Origin of the sequence: Blastococcus sp. KM273128 (assembly GCF_021698975.1) — a bacterium.
GTDB lineage: Bacteria > Actinomycetota > Actinomycetes > Mycobacteriales > Geodermatophilaceae > Blastococcus.
The window spans coordinates 50,908-69,555 of sequence record NZ_SSXA01000004.1; the positions used below are offsets into that span (position 1 = coordinate 50,908).

Consider the following 18,648-nt stretch of genomic DNA (forward strand, 5'->3'; position numbering starts at 1 on the left):
GGCCGGCCCGCCCGCCCCCTGCGGCCCGGGTGCGGCCCCGGGGAGGGGCGCCGGCCGGCGGGGTGAACGCGCCTGCCGGGGGACGCGCGCGCGGTGCTCCCGGTCAGGAACTGCAGGGACTGTAAGAAGTGCGCGGGCCCGAATCGAGACCTCGGACACCCCCGGGCCGCAGTGTGATCGGATCGTTACTGATCGTTGTGGCGCTCACACGGCGTCGAGCGGACGGCCGTCGACCACGAGCCCCGCGCACGCCGGGCGGCCGCGCTGCTCGAGGACGTCCGAGAGCCCGGCGTCGGTGGCCCAGAGCGCCAGGTCGGCCGGCGCGCCGACGGCCAGCGGTCCCACCGGGTGCTCGGCCCGGATCGCGGCCCAGCCGCCGTGCGTGGCGGCGTCGAAGGCGTCGAAGGGGCGCAGCCCGGACGCCGGGTTCCGGTGGTCGATGGCGGCGTGCACCGCTCCCCAGGGGTCCAGCGGGGTGACCGGCGCATCGCTGCCCAGCGCCAGCGTGACCTCGGCATCGGCGAGGTCGGCGAGCGGGTTGGTGGCCAGCGCCCGACCGGTACCGAGCCGCTCGGCGTACATCCCCGAGTCCCCGCCCCACGCCGCGTCGAAGGCGGGCTGCATGCTGGCGACCATCCGCCACTCCCGCATCCGGCCGATCACCGCCGCCGACGGCATCTCCAGGTGCTCGAGCCGGTGCCGGCAGGCGCGGACGGCGGCGACGCCCAGCTCGCCGACGACCACGCCCACGGCGTCGAGGACCTGCTCGACGGCGGCGTCGCCGATGACGTGGAAGCCGGCCTGGATGCCCGCCGCGGTGCAGGCGCGCACGTGCTCGACCAGCGCACCCGAGTCGAAGCGCAGCGCGCCGGAGGTCTCGGGCCGGTCGCTGTAAGGAGTGCTCAGCGCCGCCGTGTGCGAGCCGAGGGCGCCGTCACAGAAGAGGTCGCCCCCGGCGCCGGCCAGGCCGAGCTCGCGCACGAGGTCCAGCCCGCCGCGCTCGGAGAGCTCGCCCCAGTAGCCGACGACGCGCGGGCCGGGGACCTCCGCGGCCAGGGCGAGCAGCTCCCGGAGGTCGTCGGAGGAGGACACCTCGGGGCCGGCCATCTCGTGCAGGCTGCCGATCCCGAGCGCGGCCGCGGCCCGGCGGGTGGCGTGCTGGGCTGCGGCCCGCTGCACGGCCCCGACCGCTCCGTAGGCGGCCTGCCGGGCCGCGTGGTGGGCGTCCAGCCGCAGCCGCCCGTCCGCCGAGAAGCCCGGGAGCGCGGCGATGCCGGGGACGAGGTCGAGCAGCGCGGTGGAGACCGTGGCGGAGTGGACGTCGACCCGGGCCAGGTAGACGGGCCGGCCGGCGGCCACCGCGTCGACGTCGGCCCGCGTGGGCCCCCGCCCCTCGGGCCAGCCGGTCTCGTCCCACCCCGTGCCCAGGACGATGCCGCCGGGGGCCGCGGCGACGTGGTCGCGGAGGGCGGCCATCGCGTCCGCAAGGCTCAGGCTCGAGTGGAGGTCGAGACCGGTCAGCGCGAGCCCGGTCGCCGTCGCGTGCACGTGCGCATCCACGAAGGCGGGGGTGAGCAACGCCCCCTCCCCCGCGATGACCCGGTCCGCCGGGGGCGCCTCCCCCACGGTGCCGGTCCACGCGATCCGCCCGTCCACGACGTGCAGGGCACGCCCCGGCCGGTCGCCCACCCGCACGTCGGTGATCAGCAGGCTCACGCCGGTCCCTTCCCTCGCCGTCGCCTGCCGGGACGGCGGGCCGGCGAGTAGGAGACCACGGCCACCTCCGGCGGCATCCGGGTGGCCGGTCGTGCGGGGCAGCGGTAGGCAGGAGCGATGGGAGAGGGGCCGGCGGAGCTGCGCACGGAGCGGTTGCGCCTGCGCCCGTGGACCACGGGTCCGGCGGACCTGGCCCGGCTGTGCGACCTCTACGGCCGCACCGAGGTCACCTGCTGGCTGGGCGGGGCGCCCTCGGTCGCACCGGCGGAGCTCGTCGAGCGCTGGGCGGAGGTGCACCGGCAGGACGAGCGCTTCCTGTGCTGGGCGATCGAGCGGCCCGACGGGGTCCCGGCCGGCACGGTGCTGCTCAAGCCCCTGCCCGACGGCGTGGGCGAGGTCGAGGTGGGCTGGCACCTGCACCCCGACTCGTGGGGGCGGGGGTACGCCACCGAGGCCGCACGCGCAGTCATCGACCGCGCCTTCGGGCTCGGGCTCCCGGAGGTGTACGCCGTCGTCCGGCCCGGCAACGAGCCGTCGGTGGCGGTGTGCCGGCGCCTGGGCATGGCTCCGCTGGGGCGGATGCGCCGGTGGTACGGCGTGGAGCTGGAGGCGTTCCGCCTCATGGCCCCGGTCGTCGTGGAGTGAGCCGGGCGCTCAGCGGCGGAGCAGCGCGGTGAGCCTGGCGAGCGGCGACTTCTTCCGCTTCTTCACCTCGCGGCCGGCGGCGCGGAGCGTGTCGGCGGCCGCCGCCTCTGACGGCGTCGGCGCGGTACCCCCGAGGTGGGCGGGCAGCCACCAGCGGTCGTCGTCCCCGGCCGGCCGGTCGGGGTAGCTGCGCTGGGCCTCGTCGAGGAGCGCCTCCATGGCGGTGCGGGTGCGGTCCAGCAGGGCACCGATCTGCTCCCCGGGCTCGGCGACGATCGGTTCCCCCAGGACGACCGTCACCGGGACGCCGCGGCGCAGCTCGACCTCGTGGTTCTTGGTGGCCACGCGGTGCCCGCCCCAGACGGCGGCCGGGATGATCGGCGCCCCCGAGTCGACGGCCATGCGGGCGGCCCCGGCCTTGAGGTCCTTCACGGTGAAGCTGGTGCTGATGGTCGCCTCGGGGAAGACGCCGACGACCTCGCCGTCCTTGAGCGCCCGGACGGCCGCCTCGAACGCGGCGGACCCCGCCTTGCGGTCGACCGGGATGTGCTTCATGGCCCGCATGAAGCGGCCCGCGAACCAGTGCTCGAACACCGGCGACTTCGCCATGAACCGCACCAGCCGGTGCTGCGGGAGCGCGCCGAGCCCGAGGAACGTGAAGTCGAAGAAGCTCACGTGGTTGCTGCAGATGATCGCGCCGCCGGTGGTGGGCACGTGCTCCGAGCCGCGGACGTCGAAGCGGAACCCGAACAGCCGGAAGACCACCAGTGCCAGCCGGATGATGGCCCGGTAGGGCCTGTCCCGCGGGTCGGGCGACGGGCCGAACAGGCCGGGACGGACGACGTCACGCCAGCTCGCGGTGTACATGGCGGGAATCTAGCGGCTGGCCACGGCGGTCGCCCGAGGGGTCTCCTGCCCCGCCGTGGCGTCGACCGCCGCGCGGACGACGGCGGCGAGGTCCCCGGTCTCCCGGTGCACCTGCCGCTGCAGCTCCGCTCCCGTCCCGCGGGTGAGCAGCGCGGCCACCCCGTCGTGCACCCGCTGTTCGTCCCCGGAGTCGGCCAGCGCCGCGCCGACGTGCGCCAGGAGATCGGCGAGGACGTCACCGGCCGGCGCCGGCCGGCCGGTGCGCGGGTGCACCAGCTCGTCGGACAGCCCGGAGCGGGAGGCGCGCCAGCCGGCCAGGCGGAGCACCTCGGAGGACATCTCCGGGACCGCCCCGCCGGCGCGGGCGTCGCGCGCGGCGGTCTCGACCAGGCCGCGCACCAGCCCGGCGAGCGTGACGGCGTCCTCGACCCGGAGCAGCACGTCGGCGGTGCGGACCTCGACGGTGGGCCAGCTGGCCGACAGGCGGGCGTCGAAGTACACCATCCCGTCGTCGAGGACCGTCCGCGTCGCCAGCACCGCCTCGACGAGCCGGTGGTACTCCCCCGCGTCCCGGAACGGACCGGTCGGGCCCGCGGAGGGCCACCGGTGCCAGACCTGCGAGCGGAAGCTCGCGTAGGAGGTGTCCCGGCCCTGCCAGAACGGTGAGTTGGCGCTGATCGCCGTCAGCACGGGCAGCCAGACGCGGATGCGGTTGAGCACCGCGACGCCCTCCTCGTCGTCGGCCACCTGCACGTGCACATGGCAGCCGCAGGTGAGGACCTCCTCGGCGGTCCGCCCGAACGCCTCGTGCAGCCGCCCGTACCGCTCCCCCTCCGTGGGCACCGGGACGACGTCGACCGGCGAGGTGGCCAGCGCCGCGACGCGGGCCCCGACGGCACGGGCGGCCGCGTCGGCCCGGGAGCGCCAGTGCCGAAGCTGGGTGCCGACCTCGGTGAGCGTGGAGCACACCGGCGTCCCGAGCTCGAGTTGCTGCGCCTTGAGCTCGGGCACCAGGTGGGCGGTCTCGGGGACGGCGACGTCGTCGCCCTGCTCCTCGAGGTCGTGCTGGTGCACGTCCTCCCCCTCGCCCCGGCGCGCGGCGACGGCCAGGGCCTCCGGTGCCCGGGCGACGGGGATGCCGTCCGCGTCGACCACGAGCAGTTCCTCCTCGACGCCCACCGTCCGCACGGCTCCATGATCCGGAGGAGGATCGCCGGGCGCGCGGTCAACGGCCGAGGTCACCCGCCCGGGTCGGTTGCTGCGCCGGCGCCCGGAGGGCGCCCAGGTGGTCGTCTCGGCAGGTGACCACAAATGGTAGTCGCACATTTGTTGGGGATAACGGTAGAATTCGGGCATGCCTCGTGCATGGCAGCAGCCGCTGCCCCAGATGCCCGCTCTCCCGCCGGCGCGCGCCTGGGCCCGGCTGCGGCCCCCGCCGGGCTACGAGGACCAGTGGCGCCGCCTGGCCGATGCGGCGCTGGAGCTGGACCGGGGGCCCGAGGAGCTCGCGGCCGAGGGTCTCGACGAACTGGCCGCCGCCCGGGGGTGGAAGCCGGCCACGGTCGCGCTGTACAGCAAGGTCGCCCGCTACGGGGGGCTGGCGGTGCCGCTGCCCGTCACCCCGGAGCCGGATCCACCGCGGCTGGACCTGCGTCCGCTCACGAGGATCCGGGCCGAGGACCCGGAGCACCTGCGGTCGGTGGCCTGGTGCGCGCTGGCGCTGGGCTGGCCCGCCCCGGTCGGGACGTTCCGCTCGTTGCGGCGGGACCAGGTGCGGGCGACCGCGCGCCGCCTGCTCGTCACGACCGACGACGGCGAGTGGTCGGTGCCCGGTGCCCTCACCGCCTGGCACGCCTGGGAGGCGACGCGCGGGCGGTTCCCGGCGCTGGCCGCGAGCCCATGGGTGCTGCCCGCCCTGCGCCGCGGCCCGGGTCTGGACTCCCGCGTCGGGGGCCGGCTGTCCAACCAGGCGCTGCAGGCCACCTTCACCAAGCACGTGCGCGCGACCGTGGGCCACCTGCGGGCGACGGTGACGCCGTCGCGGCGGGAGGCGGTGGAGGAGCTCGCCGCCGCCTACCGCCTGCTCTCCTACGACAGCTACCGCCGGCTGGCCCTGGCGGCCGGCGCGCCACCGGTCGGCGCCCGCGGCGTGGTGAGAGCGGCGCGGGCCACCGCCCGTGCGGCCCGGGCCGGCGGCTGAGGGCGGCTCACAGCAGCGTCAGCTGCTCGGCCGGGTCGGCGGGCGCTACTCCGGAGCCGGGCGCCCGCGCGGGCAGGCTCCCGGCCGGGAAGCCCACCTCCTCGTCGCCCGGAACACCCTGCACCTCCACCTGGCGCGCCTCTCCCCCGCGTTGCCGGTCCAGGCCGTGCCGGGCCAGCAGCGGTGCCACCTGTCGGGCCAGCCAGGTGCGGTACTCCGCCGGGACGTAGGCCCGGCGGGCGTAGAGCCGCTCGTAGCGCGGCGCCAGCTCCGGGTGGGCGCGGCCCAGCCAGGCCATGAACCACTCCCGGGCGCCGGGGCGCAGGTGCAGCGGGATGACGGTCACCCCCGTCGCGCCGGCCGCGGCGATCGCGCCGAGCGCGGCGTCGAGGTGCTCCGGCGAGTCGGTGAGGCCGGGCAGCACGGGTGCGAGGAAGACGCCGCAGGGCAGCCCCGCGTCGGCGAGGGCGCGGACCAGGTCCAGCCGCGCCCGCGGCCTGGGCACGCCCGGCTCGAGCGCGGCGTGCAGGTCGTCGTCCCAGGTCGTCAGGGAGATCGCGAGGCCGATCGGGACCTCCCGGCCGGCAGTGGCCAGGAGCGGGATGTCCCGGCGGAGCAGCGTGCCCTTGGTGAGGATGGAGAACGGCGTCCCGGAGCCGGCGAGCGCGCCGATGACACCGGGCATCAGCCGGTAGCGGCCCTCGGCGCGCTGGTAGGGGTCGGTGTTCGTGCCCAGGGCGACGTGCTCGCGCTGCCACGACGGCCGACCGAGCTCCCGCCGCAGCACCTCGACCAGGTTGGTCTTCACCACGATCTGACGGTCGAAGTCGCGCCCGTTGTCGAACTCCAGGAACTCGTGCGTCCGCCGGGCGAAGCAGAAGCGGCAGGCATGACTGCATCCCCGGTAGGGGTTGATCGTCCACGGGAAGGGCATCGCCGACTCCCCCGGCACGCGATTCAGCGCGCTCTTGGACCGCACCTCGTGGAAGGTCAGCCCCGGGAACTCCGGCACCTGCACGCTGCGCAGCAGGCCCCGGATGCTGGGCATGCCGGGCAGCGCCCCGGGCTCGTCGAGGTCCAGCCGCTGCGCGTCCCACCGCATGACCCCATCCGAACACACGTTCGAACAGGTGTCCAGCCGGTCAGATCGGCGGCCGGGCCTCGTAGGAGGTGGAGAGCACCACGGTCGTGCGCGTGGTGACGTTCGCGGCCGACCGGATCTCCTTGAGCAGGTTCTCCAGCGCGTCCGGCGAGGCGACCCGCACCTTGAGGATGTAGCTCTCCACCCCGGCGACCGCGTGGCACTCCTCGATGGCGTCGAGGTGCGCCAGCAGTGAGGGGGCGTCGTCGGTCTGCGCGTCGGTCGGGGTGATGGACACGAACGCCGTCAGCGGCAGCCCGATCTGGGTCGCGTCCAGCGTCGCCCGGTACCCGGTGATCAGGCCGCGCTGCTCGAGCCGGCGCACCCGCTGGTGCACGGCCGAGACCGACAGGCCGACGTGCTCGGCCAGCTCGGTGAAGCTCGCCCGCCCGTCGCGCGCCAGCGCCGCCATGAGCGCCCGGTCGACGTCGACCGCGCCGGGCTCAGCCGGGGAGTTCGACGAGCTCACGGGGACCGTTGTTGAGCACGCGGACGCCGTCGTCGGTGCAGACGACGATGTCCTCGATGCGGGCGCCGTGGCGCCCGGGCAGGTAGATGCCCGGCTCCACGGAGAAGGCCATGCCGGGCTCGAGCGGCAGCCCGTTGCCGGACACGATGTAGGGCGCCTCGTGCGAGTCCAGCCCGATGCCGTGACCGGTGCGGTGGATGAAGTACCCGCCCCACCCGGCGTCGGCGATGACCGAGCGGGCGGCGGCGTCGATCTCCTCGGCCGGGACCCCCGGGCGCACCGCCGCGGTCGCCGCCTGCTGCGCGGCGTGCAGCACGGCGTACCAGTCGGCGACCTCGGCGTCCGGGCGGCCGCCGACGACGTAGGTGCGGGTGCAGTCTGAGCGGTAGCCGGTCGCGGTCTCGCCGCCGATGTCGACGACGACCAGGTCACCGGCCTCGACGACGCGGTCGGAGAGCTCGTGGTGCGGGCTGGCCCCGTTCGGGCCCGAGCCGACGATGGTGAAGTCGACGGCGACGTGCCCCTCGGCCAGGATCGCCGCGGCCACGTCGGCCCCGACCTCGGCCTCGGTGCGGCCGACGGTCAGCCACTCCCCCATGCGCGCGTGCACCCGGTCGATCGCCGCGCCGGCCCGGGCCAGCTCCTCGACCTCGGCCGGCGTCTTCACCATGCGCAGCCGGTCGACGACCGGTGCGGCCAGCTCCAGCGCGGCGCCGGGCAGGGCCCGCTGCACCCCGAGCGCGTGCTCGGCCCAGGTCCGCGAGCCGACGGCGACGCGTGCGGGGCCGGCGCCCAGGCGGGCCGTGGCCTCGCCCGCCAGGACGGCGAAGGCGTCGTCGGTCTCGTCCCACGCGAGCACCTCCAGCCCGAGCGTGCCCGCGGGGCCGGCGTCGACCATCGGGGCCTCCAGCCGCGGCACGACCAGGAACGGCTCGCCGCGGCGCGGCACCGCGAGCGCGGTCAGCCGCTCCATCGCGTGCGCGGCGTACCCGCAGAGGTAGCGCAGGTCGGCACCCGGGGTGAGCACGAGCAGGTCGATGCCGAGCTCGCCGGCGACCGCCCGGGCGGCGTGCAGGCGGTCGAGCGTCACGAGCGGGCCGGATCCGGGTTCTGGCGCGTTTCCCACCGGCGCAGAGTAGCCAGGCGGGACCGGGGTTCTCCCGAATCGTTGCCGGACCGCTACCGTCCGCGGACGTGGGCGAGCGCACGAGGCACCAGCGGACGACGGCACCGGGCGCCGGGGGTGCGCGGGCGTGACCACCATGCTGCTGGACGCCGCGTCGCTGTACTTCCGGGCCTTCTACGGGGTGCCCACCAGCGTCACGACCCCCGACGGTCGGCCGATCAACGCCGTCCGCGGCTTCCTGGACATGACGGCGCGGCTGGTGACCGCGCACGCACCCGACCGGCTGGTCGCCTGCTGGGACGACGACTGGCGGCCGGCCTTCCGGGTCGAGGCGCTGCCCTCCTACAAGGCGCACCGCCTGGCGCCCGACGGCGGCGAGGAGACCCCCGACGAGCTGGGGCCCCAGGTGCCGGTGCTGGTCGAGGTGCTGGCGGCGGCGGGGATCGCCCGCGTCGGCGCCCCCGGCTACGAGGCCGACGACGTGATCGGCACGCTCGCCACTCGGGCCCGCGGCCCGGTCGACGTCGTCACCGGCGACCGCGACCTGTTCCAGCTCGTGGACGACGCGCGCGGCGTGCGCATCCTCTACACCGCCCGCGGGATCTCCGACCTGGAGTACGTGGACGAGGCCGCCGTGGCCGAGAAGTACGGCATCCCCGGCCGCGCCTACGCCGACTTCGCGGTGCTGCGCGGCGACCCGAGCGACGGGCTGCCCGGGGTGGCCGGCGTGGGTGCCAAGACCGCGGCGGCGCTGATCGGCGCGTTCGGCGACCTGGCCGGCATCCGGGCGGCCGTGGCCCGCACCGTCGTCCCGGCGCCACCGCTGACCGCGGCGGTGCTGAAGAAGCTGCACGCGGCCGCGGACTACCTCGACGCCGCGCCGGTGGTGGTCGCCGTGGCGCGCGACGTCGACCTGCCGGCCGTGGAGGGGACGCTGCCCCGCTCCCCCGCCGACCCGGACGCGCTGGCCGCGCTCGCCGAGCGGCACGGGCTGCAGTCCTCGCTCGGCCGCCTGGGTGCCGCGCTGGGCTGGCCGCCCGACGTGCTGGGCTGAGCGGGGTCAGGGCTCGCTCCAGGTGTAGCGGGCGCCGTCGACGTCGGTGATCTCGATCCGCAGGGTGACCTGCTCGTCGTCGGCCGTGACGCCGGTGCACTCGTAGGTGGCCCCCGGCTCGACGTGCATCTCCTGCTCGCAGTCCAGGTCGACCGCGACCCCCTCCCGCTGTTGGAACTGCTCGGCCACGTCCCGCTCGACGGCCGGGCGGGAGAGGACGGTCGGCCCGGTCGTGCTCGCCAGGAGCGCCACGCCGGCGACCACCGCGAGCGCGACGGCGGCGAGCAGGAGGAGCAGGCCGGCGCGGCGTCGGTTCCCGGACGGCCGCGGGGCCGGCGGACCGTGACCGGGTGCCCCGTAACCGGGTGTGCCGTAGCCGGGTGTGCCGTAGCCGGGTGGGCCGTAGCCGGGTGCCCCGTGGCCCGGCGCGGGTGCGGGGTACGGCACCGGACGCGTGTGCTGCGGGGAGCCGCCGTAGGACGGCCGACCGGGCTGCTGCGGCGGTGGCCAGCCCGGCTGCCGCGGCGCACCGAGCGGGGGCTGCTGCGGCGCGCGGGGCGGGTCGTACGCGGGCGGACCGGAGGGCCCGGGCCCCTCCTGCGGCCGGTCGCCGTAGGGCGGCTGCGTCATCGTCGCTCCCGGGTCGGTGGGTGCCCCTGGGGGCCGGTCGGATTCTGCCCCACCTGCCGGGGGCGCCGCGGGCCGTGCGCCGGTCAGCCGCCGACGGCGACCGCGACGACCCCGCGCCGGATGCGGTCCACGGCCGCCCGCGCCGTGCGCGCCACCGGCTCGTCGGCGACCTTGCCCAGCTGGTCGAGGAGGTCCAGCAGCTGCCGCGCCCAGCGGACGAAGTCACCGCCGGAGAGCTCGGTGCCGGCCTGCTCGGCGCCGGCCAGCACCCGGTCCAGGCTCTGCCCGTCGGCCCAGCGGTACGCCGCCCAGGCGAAGCCGAGGTCCAGGTCGCGGCCGGCGGGGACGCCGTGGTCGAGCTCGACGTCCTGCAACCGGGAACGGATGCCGCGCATCACGCCGATGGCGGCGCCGACCTTGCCCGCCGGCACCGCGGGCAGCCCCGGCATGTCCCGCCGCGCCTCGAAGACCAGCGTGGAGACCGCGGCCGCCAGCTCGGCCGGGTCCAGGCCCCGCCACGCGCCGGCGCGCAGGCACTCGGCGGTGAGCAGGTCGGCCTCCGACCAGATGCGGGCCAGCCGACGGCCGTCGTCCGTCGTCACCGGCACGTCGTCCACGGCACCGACCACCTCGGTGTCGGCAGGGACCAGCGGCGCCGCCTCCGGCACCAGGTAGCCCAGCTCCTCGAGGACGTCGCAGGTGCGGTCGAACTGCCGCGTCAAGGAGCCGGTGCGCTCGGCCATCGTGCGCTGCAGCTTCTCGGCCTCGTGCACCGCCCGCAGCCAGCGCTCGGCCACCCGCACCCGCTCCTCGCGGTCGGGCAGCTGGTGGACCGGGTGGTGCCGGAGTGCCTGGCGCAGGTCGGCCAGCACCGGGTCGTCCGCGGCCGCGGACCGGCCCTTCTTCACCCGCCGCGCACCCAGGTCGTGCTCCACCCGCGCGTTGCGCAGCGTCGAGGCGAGGTCGCGGCGGGCGTGCGGGCTGCGGTGGTTGAAGTTCTTGGGCACCTTCACCCGCGCCAGGGCCTGCACCGGCGTCGGGAAGTCCACCGACGCCAGCCGGCCCGCCCACTTGTCCTCGGTCAGCACCAGCGGACGCGGGTCGGCCAGGTCGGTGATGCCCGGGTCGAGCACGACCGCCAGCCCCTGACGCCGGCCGCTGGGCACGCGGATGACGTCGCCCGGGCGCAGGGCCCCCAGCGCGTCCGCGGCCTCCGCCCGGCGCTTGGCCTGGCTGTCGCGGGAGAGCTCCTTCTCCCGCTCGGCGATCTCCCGGCGCAGCTGCGCGTAGGCGCCGACGTCCCCGCGGTCGGAGTGCATCTGGGCGGCGAACTGCTCGGCGTCCCGCTCGTGGCGGGCCGCTGCGCGGGCCAACCCGACGACCGAGCGGTCGGCCTGGAACTGCGCGAAGGAGCTGGCCAGCAGCTCCCGCGCGCGGGCGCGACCGAAGGAGCTGACCAGGTTGACCGCCATGTTGTAGCTGGGGCGGAAGGAGGACCGGAGGGGGTAGGTGCGGGTGCTGGCCAGCCCGGCCACGACGCTGGGGTCCATGCCGGGGGCCCAGACGACGACGGCGTGCCCCTCGACGTCGATACCGCGCCGCCCGGCCCGTCCGGTGAGCTGGGTGTACTCCCCCGGCGTGACGTCGACGTGCGCCTCGCCGTTCCACTTCACCAGCCGCTCGAGGACGACGGTGCGGGCCGGCATGTTGATGCCCAGTGCGAGGGTCTCGGTGGCGAACACGGCCTTGACCAGGCCCCGCACGAAGCACTCCTCGACCGTCTCCTTGAACGCCGGCACCAGGCCGGCGTGGTGGGCGGCGAGGCCGGCGAGCAGCCCCTCGCGCCACTCCCAGAAGCCGAGGACGTGCAGGTCCTCCTCCGGCAGCGAGCCGGTGCGCTCGTCGATGATGGCGGCGATCTCGGCGCGCTCGGCCTCGTCGGTCAGGCGCAGGCCGCTGAGCAGGCACTGGTGCACGGCGGCGTCGCAGCCGTTGCGGCTGAACACGAAGGTGATCGCCGGCAGCAGCCCCGCCCGGTCGAGCCGTTCCACGACGTCGGACCGGGCCGGGGGCCGGTGCCGGGGCCGGTGGTGGCCCTCGCGCCGGCCGGAGCCGCCCCAGCTGTCGAGCCGGCGCTCCTGCTCCCGGACGAAGCGCACCAGCTCCGGGTCGACGACGGATGCCCCGCGTTCGCGGGTGGACAGCGGCCGCGGCCCCTCCCCCTGCTCCGCCGCGTGCGCCGCGGGGCGCAGCGAGAACAGGTCGAACACCCGGTTGCCGACGAGCATGTGCTGCCAGAGCGGGATCGGCCGGACCTCGCTGACCACGACCTTCGTGTGGCCGCGCACGGTCACCAGCCAGTCGCCGAACTCCTCGGCGTTGCTCACAGTGGCCGAGAGCGAGACCAGGGTGACCGACTGCGGGAGGTGGATGATGACCTCCTCCCAGACCGCGCCGCGGAACCGGTCGGCGAGGTAGTGCACCTCGTCCATCACCACGTAGCCCAGGCCGGCGATCGACGGGGACTCCGCGTACAGCATGTTGCGCAGCACCTCGGTGGTCATCACGACCACGGGGGCGTCGCCGTTGACGGCGTTGTCGCCGGTCAGCAGCCCGACCCGGTCGGCGCCGTAGCGCTCGACCAGGTCGTTGTACTTCTGGTTGGACAGCGCCTTGATCGGCGTCGTGTAGAAGGCCTTGCGCCCCTCGGCCAGAGCCTTGTGCACGGCGAACTCGCCCACCACGGTCTTGCCGGCGCCGGTCGGCGCGCAGACCAGGACGCCGGAGCCCTCCTCCAGCGCCTCGCAGGCCTCGACCTGGAACGGGTCCAGGGACAAGCCGAGCTCGGCGGTGAAGTCGGCCAGCGTCGGGTGGGAGGTCCGCCGCCGGGCAGCGGCGTACCGCTCAGCGGGGCTGGACATGCCTCCACGTTAGGCGCGCGCCCCCGCGACGGCTCGCCACGCCCGCCCTCGACGCCTGCTGGCCACGATCAGGGTCCCTGATCATCGGGTGTCCTCCCTCACCGCCCACCGTGCGGGAGGACGCTTCATGATCACGTCAGCTGATCGTGGCGCGGCCGGTGCCGACGACGGTGAACGCGCCGGGGACGCACTCGGTGACGGCGGGCAGCGGCGCGACGAGCTCCCCGTCGGCGTAGGCGCTCACCCCGGCGCAGCTGAGCTCCACCCGCGCCGCGCGGTGCACCGTCACGGCGGGGTGCTCGACGTGCGTGCCGTCGGCGAGCCGGGGCCGGGTGCGCACCAGCTCGCGGCGCGACACCGGCCCCACCACGGTGACGTCGAAGACCCCGTCGGCGCAGTCGGCGCCCGGGCACATCCGCAGGCCGCCCCCGTACCAGGCGGTGTTGCCGACGGCGACCATCGTCGCGGGCAGCGTGCGTTCGACGCCGTCCAGCCCGAGCGTCACCTCGTAGGGGCGCAGCCGCGCCAGCTCCGCCAGGACGGCGAGGTCGTAGCGCCGGCGGCCGCGGGGCCAGCGCAACCGGTTGGCCCGGTCGGTGACGGCCGAGTCGAAGCCGCAGCACAGCACGGTCGCCCACCAGCGGCCGGCGGTCCGGCCCGCGTCGAGCGCCCTCGAGCGCCCGGCCAGCAGGTCACCGGCGGCGGCGCGGGCGGCGGTGACCGGGTCGGCCGGGACGTCGAGGGCCAGCGCGAGGTCGTTGCCCGTGCCGGCGGGGACGACGGCCAGCGGGACCGCCGTCCCGGCGACCGCCTGCAGCCCGGCGTGCGCCGCGCCGTCCCCGCCGACCGCGATCACCGCGCCGGCGCCGTCCGCGACCGCCTGCGCCGCCTGCCGCTCCGCGTCGGGCCGGGTGGTCGCGTCCAGCACGTGAGGCGCCACCCCCGCGTCGCGGAGCGCGTCCAGGACGGCCCGGGTCACGGCGCTCGCGCGCCCCCGCCCGGCGGCCGGGCTGACCAGGACCGCGGTCTGCACCGCCGTCAGCTGCGGGCCGACGGCGTGCGCTCGACCGGTTCGTCCAGCTCCGACGGGGTGGTGTCCAGCGGCGAGGCGACGTCGTCGTCCAGGTCGTGGAAGTGCTCCGCGGCGGCGCGCCGTGCCCGGCGCCGGTCGACGATGCGGGCGAGCTGGATGGCCAGCTCGAACAGCACGATCATCGGCCCGGCCATCAGCAGCATGGTGAACGGGTCCTGCGTCGGGGTGACGAAGGCGGCGAAGACGATGGTGAGGAAGAAGATCCAGCGACGGCTCTTCGACAGCACCTCGTAGCTGAGCACCCCCGCGAGGTTCAGCGCGACGGCGATGAGCGGCACCTCGAAGCTGACCCCGAACGCGACCAGCAACGACAGCACGAAGCCGATGTAGTCCTGCGCGGTCAGCGCCACGACCACGCCGTCGCCGGCGAGGCTCAGCAGCAGCTCCAGGCCGGCCGACAGCGAGACGTAGGCCAGCACGGCGCCGAGCGCGAACAGCGTCGAGGAGACGGCGACGAAGCCGATGCCGTAGCGCTTCTCGTTGCGCTTGAGGCCCGGGGTGATGAACGCCCACAGCTGGTAGAGCCAGAACGGGGACGAGAGCACCACCCCGGCGAGGAAGGACACCTTGAGGCGGATGAAGACGCCGCCGAAGACGTTGGTGATCAGCAGCCCGCAGCCGCCGGCGTCGTCCCCGGCGTAGCGCAGGTCCTCGGGCAGGCCGCAGTACGGGGCGCGGATGAACTCACCCAGCCCGTGCCCGTACCACCAGAAGGCGATCGCGGTGGCCACCAGGATCGCAAGCCCCGCCTTGAGGATGCGGTTGCGCAGCTCGGTCAGGTGCGCGATGAGGCTCATCGTCGCCTGCGCGTCGCGCGGTGGCCGCCGCCGCCGTCGCGCGCCACGGGTCGCCTCGCTCACCGCCGTCCCCCCGGGTGCGGTGCGGTCAGCGGGTGCGGTCGGCGGCGCACGCCTGGTCGGCCTGCGTCCGCAGCTCGGCGGCCCGGAGCTCGGCCTGCCGCGCCTCGTCCTGGAGCCGCGCGGCCGTGTCGTCCGACGCGGGCGTGACGATCTCGCCGCGCACCGGCGTGGTGCGCGCGGCGTCCTTGGTGCGGACGTCGTCGTCCTTCATGCCCTTCATCTCGCCCTTGAAGATGCGCAGCGAGCGGCCGAGCGAGCGGGAGGCATCAGGCAGCTTCTTGTAGCCGAAGAGCAGCAGGATGGCCAGGATGATCAGGCCGATCTCCATGGGGCCGAGGTTCATCGGGTCCTCCGAAAGTGGGTGGCGTCGTCGATGCTACGTGCCCGGAGGCCTCCTGCCGCCCCCGAAACGGGGGGATCAGCGCGGGGCCCTCGGCACCTCACGCGATGCTCACCGGCCGTTCAGCCGGCCGACGCCCGGGCGTCGCGGAGCCGCGCGGCCCGGTCGGCGGAGTCCTGGACCCCGGCCCGGACCGGCGCGACCTCGGCCTCTGCCTCGGCCAGCTCGCGGGAGAGCCGCCCGGCGGCACCGAGCACCCCGTGCACGAGCACGCCGAGGACGGCGAACGCCAGGACCACGACCACGCCGAGGACGATCCAGAACACCACGGTCGAACCCTAGCCCGCGTCGCCGGGGACGACGCCGTACCGGGCCAGGGCGGCCCGCGCCTCGGCGGCGACCTGCGCCCCGATCTCGGCCGGCTCCTCCACCACCGCGCTCCCACCGAGCAGCGCGACCAGCCGCCGCGCCCAGGCGAGGTCCGCGGTGCGGACCGTGACGGCCAGCCCGCCGGGCGGGTCGTCGACGGGGGTGACGTCCTCGGTCGGGTAGTAGTCGGCGACCCAGCGGGCGCTGCGGTCGAGCCGGAGCCGGACGGCGGGGGTGTCGGGCCCGGGCTGGTAGAGGCCGTCGTCGATGCTGCGGCTGGTGGCCTGGGGCGGGGCCGCGGCCGGCTCGTCGAGCACCGTGGCCTCGTCCACCCGGTCGAGCCGGAACAGCCGGACGCCCTCGGCCCGGCGGCACCAGGCCTCCAGGTACCAGTGGCCGTCGACGTAGAGCAGCTGCATCGGGTCGACGGTCCGCTCGGTGCGCTCGTCGCGGGCCGGCACGTAGTAGTGGAGGTGCACGGCCCGGCCGTCCTGGAGCGCGCGGCGGGCGAGCGCCAGGGTCTCCTCGCGGGCGTCGACGCTCACGGCCAGCGGCGCGAGCCGCGCCGCCGCGTCCCCGGCGGCCGCCGACACCTTGGCCAGCGCCCGGCTCACCGCGTCGCGCTCGGCCAGGCCCGGCAGCTCCAGCAGCGTGCGCAGCGCCACGACCAGCGCGACCGCCTCGTCGGTGGTCAGCCGCAGCGGGCGCACCATGCCGGCGTCGAAGGTGACCCGCACCCGGTCGCCCTCGAAGGCGACGTCGATCAGGTCGCCCGGGCCGTAGCCGGGGAGGCCGCACATCCAGAGCAGCTCGAGGTCGCGCTGCAGCTGCCGCTCCGGGACGCCGAAGTCGCGGGCGGCCTCGGCCACCGCCACCCCCTCGGGGCGGGCGGTGAGGTAAGGGACGAGGGCAAGCAGCCGGGTCATCCGGTCGGTGGTGCCGGTCGCGGTCACGCGCGCACCTCCAGCGCGGCCAGGCGGGTCAGCCGGGCGACGACGGCGTCCCGCATCGAGGTCGGGGCCTCCACGACGACGTCGGATCCGTAGGCGGCGATCTGCTCGGCCAGCACCCAGGGCTCGGTGGTGCGCAGCTGCAGCCGGTCCTCGCCCGCGCCGTCGCCGTGGGGAGCCGGGCCGAGGGGGGTGGCGTGCCGGCGCAGCCCGACGGCGGTGCCGGGGCGGGCCCGAACCACCACCAGGTGCTCCTCCCCCTGCCCCTGCTGCCGGGCGACGACCGCGGTCAGGTCGAGGTCGGCCGGCGGCTCGAAGGCCCCGGCCGGGCCCACGGCCGCAGGCCGGCCGACGACGCGGGACAGCCGGAACACCCGGGGCGCCCCGCGGTCGAGGTCCTGGCCGACCAGGTACCAGCGCCCGCGCCACGCGACGACGCCCCACGGCTGCACGTCGCGGCGGACGGCGGTGTCCTCGTCGGGGCGCTGGTAGTCGAACTGCAGCCTCCGGCGGTCGCGCGCCGCGGCGTAGCAGGGCTCGAAGGCGGCCTCGCCGCGGTCGATCCGGGGCTTGATCGGCAGCGAGCGGGACGAGTCGACGTCGACCCCGGCGGCGCGGAGCTTGACCAGGGCGCTCTGCGCGGCGCCGGCCAGCTGCGCGGACTCCCAGAACCGCAGCGCCAGGCCGACGGCGGCGGCCTCCTCGCCGGTCAGGTGGATCTCGGGCAGCTCGTAGTCGGCGCGGGCGATGCGGTAGCCGTCCTCGGTGTCGAAGACGCTGGTGCGGCCGGTCTCCAGGGGCACGCCCATCTCGCGCAGCTCGGCCTTGTCGCGCTCGAACATGCGCTTGAACGCCTCGTCGGCCCGGTCGGTGCCGTCGTCGGCCTCGTAACCCGGCACGGTGGCGCGGATGCGCGCCGCCGTCACGTACTGCCGGGTGCTCAGCAGCGCGATGACCAGGTTGACCAGTCGTTCCGCCCGCTTGGCCGCCATGGCCCCACAGGCTAGTCAGGCCGCCGCCGGCCCGCTGCCGCCCGGCCGCGCGCCGGACCCCTGGATAGCCTGCGGGCATGACCAGTGCTGCTCCCCCCGCGCCCGCGTCCCGGATCCGCTGGCGACGCGGGCGGGTCACCGCGACCGGCCGCTCCTGGCGCGATGCGCTGGAGCTGACCGTCGAGGTGGCCGGCGAGGGCGAGCTGCGGGCGCTGGCCTACCCCTCGCTGGTGGGCGTGCCCGAGGTGGGCGACGACGTGCTGCTCAACACGACGGCGCTGGCGCGGGGGCTGGGCACCGGCGGGTACGCCCTCGTGGTCGCCGTCCCCGACCGGCTGCCGCCGGACCCGGAGGGCCCCGGGCACCTGGTCAAGGCCCGGTACACGCCGCTGCAGGTGATGGTGCAGGGCGTCGACGAGCAGGAGACCGAGCACCACGCGACGATCGCCGGCGCCGAGGACCTCGGGGGGATGCCGGTGGTCGTGGCCGACCTGCACTCGGCGCTGCCGGCGGTGCTGATCGGGATGCTCGCCACCGACCCCGACCTGAAGGTCGCCTACGTGATGACCGACGGCGGGGCGCTGCCCGCGGCGTTCTCCCGCACGGTGGGCGCCCTGAAGAACTCCCTGGCCGGCGTGGTGACGGTGGGCCAGGCCTTCGGGGGCGACCTGGAGGCGGTCACCCTGCACACCGGGCTGCTGGCCGCCCGGCACGTGCTGGGCGCCGACCTCGCGATCGTGACCCAGGGGCCCGGCAACCTGGGCACGGGGACGCCGTGGGGCTTCTCGGGCGTGGCCGCCGGCGAGGCGTGCAACGCCGTCAGCGTGCTGGGCGGGGTGCCCGTCGGGGCGCTGCGCATCTCCGACGCCGACCCGCGCCCGCGGCACCGCGGCGTGTCGCACCACTCGCTGACCGCGTTCGGACGGGTGGCGCTGGGCGGAGTGACGCTGGTGGCGCCGCGCGGGCTCTCCTCCGAGCTCGGCGGGCAGGTCGACGAGGACCTCGCGAGCCAGCCGGAGCGCAACACCGTCGTCTGGGTGGACACCGACGGGCTGGAGACGGCGCTGGGGCTCTCCCCCGTGCCGCTGAGCTCGATGGGCCGCGGCTACCCCGAGGAGCGCGCCTACTTCCTGGCGGCCGCCGCGGCCGGCCGCTACGCCGCCCTGCAGGTGCCGACCGAGGACGCCGCGGAGCCCCGGACCGCCCGTCCCGACGCCGGTGGGCCCGGTCCGGCCGGATCAGGGGCCACCGCACCCGGCGCTGGCTGACCGGCGC

Annotated in this window: 18 protein-coding genes; 4 read left to right on the plus strand and 14 right to left on the minus strand. The window is 76.1% G+C overall.

What is annotated here, in order from left to right; all coding sequences use genetic code 11:
• Nucleotides 1-204: 204 nt before the first annotated feature.
• A complete protein-coding gene (locus tag E9529_RS02250) occupies nucleotides 205-1,716 on the minus strand; it encodes an amidohydrolase (RefSeq protein ID WP_236829476.1) in 1,512 nt (503 codons plus the stop codon).
• A gap of 117 nt (nucleotides 1,717-1,833) precedes the next feature.
• On the opposite strand from E9529_RS02250, the gene E9529_RS02255 reads away from it, so the two are divergent.
• Nucleotides 1,834-2,361 carry a GNAT family N-acetyltransferase gene (locus E9529_RS02255; RefSeq protein WP_236829477.1) on the plus strand — a complete coding sequence of 176 codons (528 nt, stop codon included), beginning with the start codon at nucleotides 1,834-1,836 and terminating at the stop codon, nucleotides 2,359-2,361.
• 9 nt (nucleotides 2,362-2,370) lie between these two features.
• On the opposite strand, the gene E9529_RS02260 is transcribed toward E9529_RS02255, so the two are convergent.
• Both E9529_RS02260 and E9529_RS02265 read right to left on the minus strand, forming a co-directional pair.
• A complete protein-coding gene (locus tag E9529_RS02260) occupies nucleotides 2,371-3,228 on the minus strand; it encodes a 1-acyl-sn-glycerol-3-phosphate acyltransferase (RefSeq protein WP_236829478.1) in 858 nt (285 codons plus the stop codon).
• 9 nt (nucleotides 3,229-3,237) lie between these two features.
• Entirely contained in the window at nucleotides 3,238-4,416 is a 1,179-nt protein-coding gene (locus E9529_RS02265) for a glutamate--cysteine ligase (RefSeq protein ID WP_236829479.1), read from the minus strand.
• Between the two features lie 166 nt (nucleotides 4,417-4,582).
• Here E9529_RS02265 and E9529_RS02270 point away from each other — a divergent pair, with 166 nt between their 5' ends.
• Nucleotides 4,583-5,428, plus strand: coding sequence for a hypothetical protein (locus E9529_RS02270; protein ID WP_236829480.1), 846 nt, complete (start codon nucleotides 4,583-4,585; stop codon nucleotides 5,426-5,428).
• Nucleotides 5,429-5,435: 7 nt separating this feature from the next.
• Here the strand turns inward: E9529_RS02270 and E9529_RS02275 are convergent, their stop codons facing one another.
• Genes E9529_RS02275 through E9529_RS02285 form a run of 3 tightly spaced genes read right to left on the minus strand, consistent with a single transcriptional unit; the run spans nucleotide 5,436 to nucleotide 8,128 of the window.
• Nucleotides 5,436-6,530, minus strand: coding sequence for an Rv2578c family radical SAM protein (locus tag E9529_RS02275; RefSeq protein ID WP_236829481.1), 1,095 nt, complete (start codon nucleotides 6,528-6,530; stop codon nucleotides 5,436-5,438).
• 40 nt (nucleotides 6,531-6,570) lie between these two features.
• Nucleotides 6,571-7,038, minus strand: a complete 468-nt coding sequence (locus E9529_RS02280) for an Lrp/AsnC family transcriptional regulator (protein ID WP_308195246.1) — start codon at nucleotides 7,036-7,038, stop codon at nucleotides 6,571-6,573.
• Complete coding sequence (locus E9529_RS02285) at nucleotides 7,013-8,128, minus strand: Xaa-Pro peptidase family protein (protein WP_236829482.1); 1,116 nt, start codon at nucleotides 8,126-8,128, stop codon at nucleotides 7,013-7,015. Before E9529_RS02285 ends, E9529_RS02280 begins: the two co-directional genes overlap by 26 nt.
• Before the next feature lie 172 nt (nucleotides 8,129-8,300).
• Here E9529_RS02285 and E9529_RS02290 point away from each other — a divergent pair, with 172 nt between their 5' ends.
• Nucleotides 8,301-9,218 carry a 5'-3' exonuclease gene (locus tag E9529_RS02290; RefSeq protein ID WP_236829510.1) on the plus strand — a complete coding sequence of 306 codons (918 nt, stop codon included), beginning with the start codon at nucleotides 8,301-8,303 and terminating at the stop codon, nucleotides 9,216-9,218.
• Between the two features lie 6 nt (nucleotides 9,219-9,224).
• Here the strand turns inward: E9529_RS02290 and E9529_RS22355 are convergent, their stop codons facing one another.
• The 8 genes from E9529_RS22355 to E9529_RS02330 all read right to left on the minus strand — a co-directional run bounded on the left by E9529_RS22355 (nucleotide 9,225) and on the right by E9529_RS02330 (nucleotide 17,373).
• A complete protein-coding gene (locus E9529_RS22355) occupies nucleotides 9,225-9,848 on the minus strand; it encodes a DUF4333 domain-containing protein (protein WP_304505558.1) in 624 nt (207 codons plus the stop codon).
• An 83-nt stretch (nucleotides 9,849-9,931) separates the two neighbouring features.
• Entirely contained in the window at nucleotides 9,932-12,769 is a 2,838-nt protein-coding gene (locus E9529_RS02300; protein ID WP_236829483.1) for an RNA helicase, read from the minus strand.
• 136 nt (nucleotides 12,770-12,905) lie between these two features.
• Nucleotides 12,906-13,802 (minus strand): diacylglycerol kinase family protein, encoded by an 897-nt coding sequence (locus tag E9529_RS02305; protein ID WP_236829484.1) that lies wholly within the window; start codon nucleotides 13,800-13,802, stop codon nucleotides 12,906-12,908.
• A 5-nt stretch (nucleotides 13,803-13,807) separates the two neighbouring features.
• On the minus strand, nucleotides 13,808-14,659 hold the full coding sequence (tatC, locus tag E9529_RS02310; protein WP_236829485.1) for a twin-arginine translocase subunit TatC: 852 nt from the start codon (nucleotides 14,657-14,659) through the stop codon (nucleotides 13,808-13,810).
• Nucleotides 14,660-14,747: 88 nt separating this feature from the next.
• Nucleotides 14,748-15,065 (minus strand): Sec-independent protein translocase subunit TatA, encoded by a 318-nt coding sequence (tatA, locus tag E9529_RS02315; RefSeq protein ID WP_236829486.1) that lies wholly within the window; start codon nucleotides 15,063-15,065, stop codon nucleotides 14,748-14,750.
• 119 nt (nucleotides 15,066-15,184) lie between these two features.
• A complete protein-coding gene (locus E9529_RS02320) occupies nucleotides 15,185-15,391 on the minus strand; it encodes a hypothetical protein (RefSeq protein ID WP_236829487.1) in 207 nt (68 codons plus the stop codon).
• Nucleotides 15,392-15,400: 9 nt separating this feature from the next.
• On the minus strand, nucleotides 15,401-16,384 hold the full coding sequence (locus tag E9529_RS02325; RefSeq protein ID WP_236829488.1) for a YafY family protein: 984 nt from the start codon (nucleotides 16,382-16,384) through the stop codon (nucleotides 15,401-15,403).
• Nucleotides 16,381-17,373 (minus strand): YafY family protein, encoded by a 993-nt coding sequence (locus E9529_RS02330; RefSeq protein WP_236829489.1) that lies wholly within the window; start codon nucleotides 17,371-17,373, stop codon nucleotides 16,381-16,383. Before E9529_RS02330 ends, E9529_RS02325 begins: the two co-directional genes overlap by 4 nt.
• A gap of 77 nt (nucleotides 17,374-17,450) precedes the next feature.
• Between E9529_RS02330 and E9529_RS02335 the strand changes: the two genes are divergently transcribed.
• Nucleotides 17,451-18,641, plus strand: coding sequence for a DUF3866 family protein (locus tag E9529_RS02335; RefSeq protein WP_236829490.1), 1,191 nt, complete (start codon nucleotides 17,451-17,453; stop codon nucleotides 18,639-18,641).
• Nucleotides 18,642-18,648 lie beyond the last annotated feature (7 nt).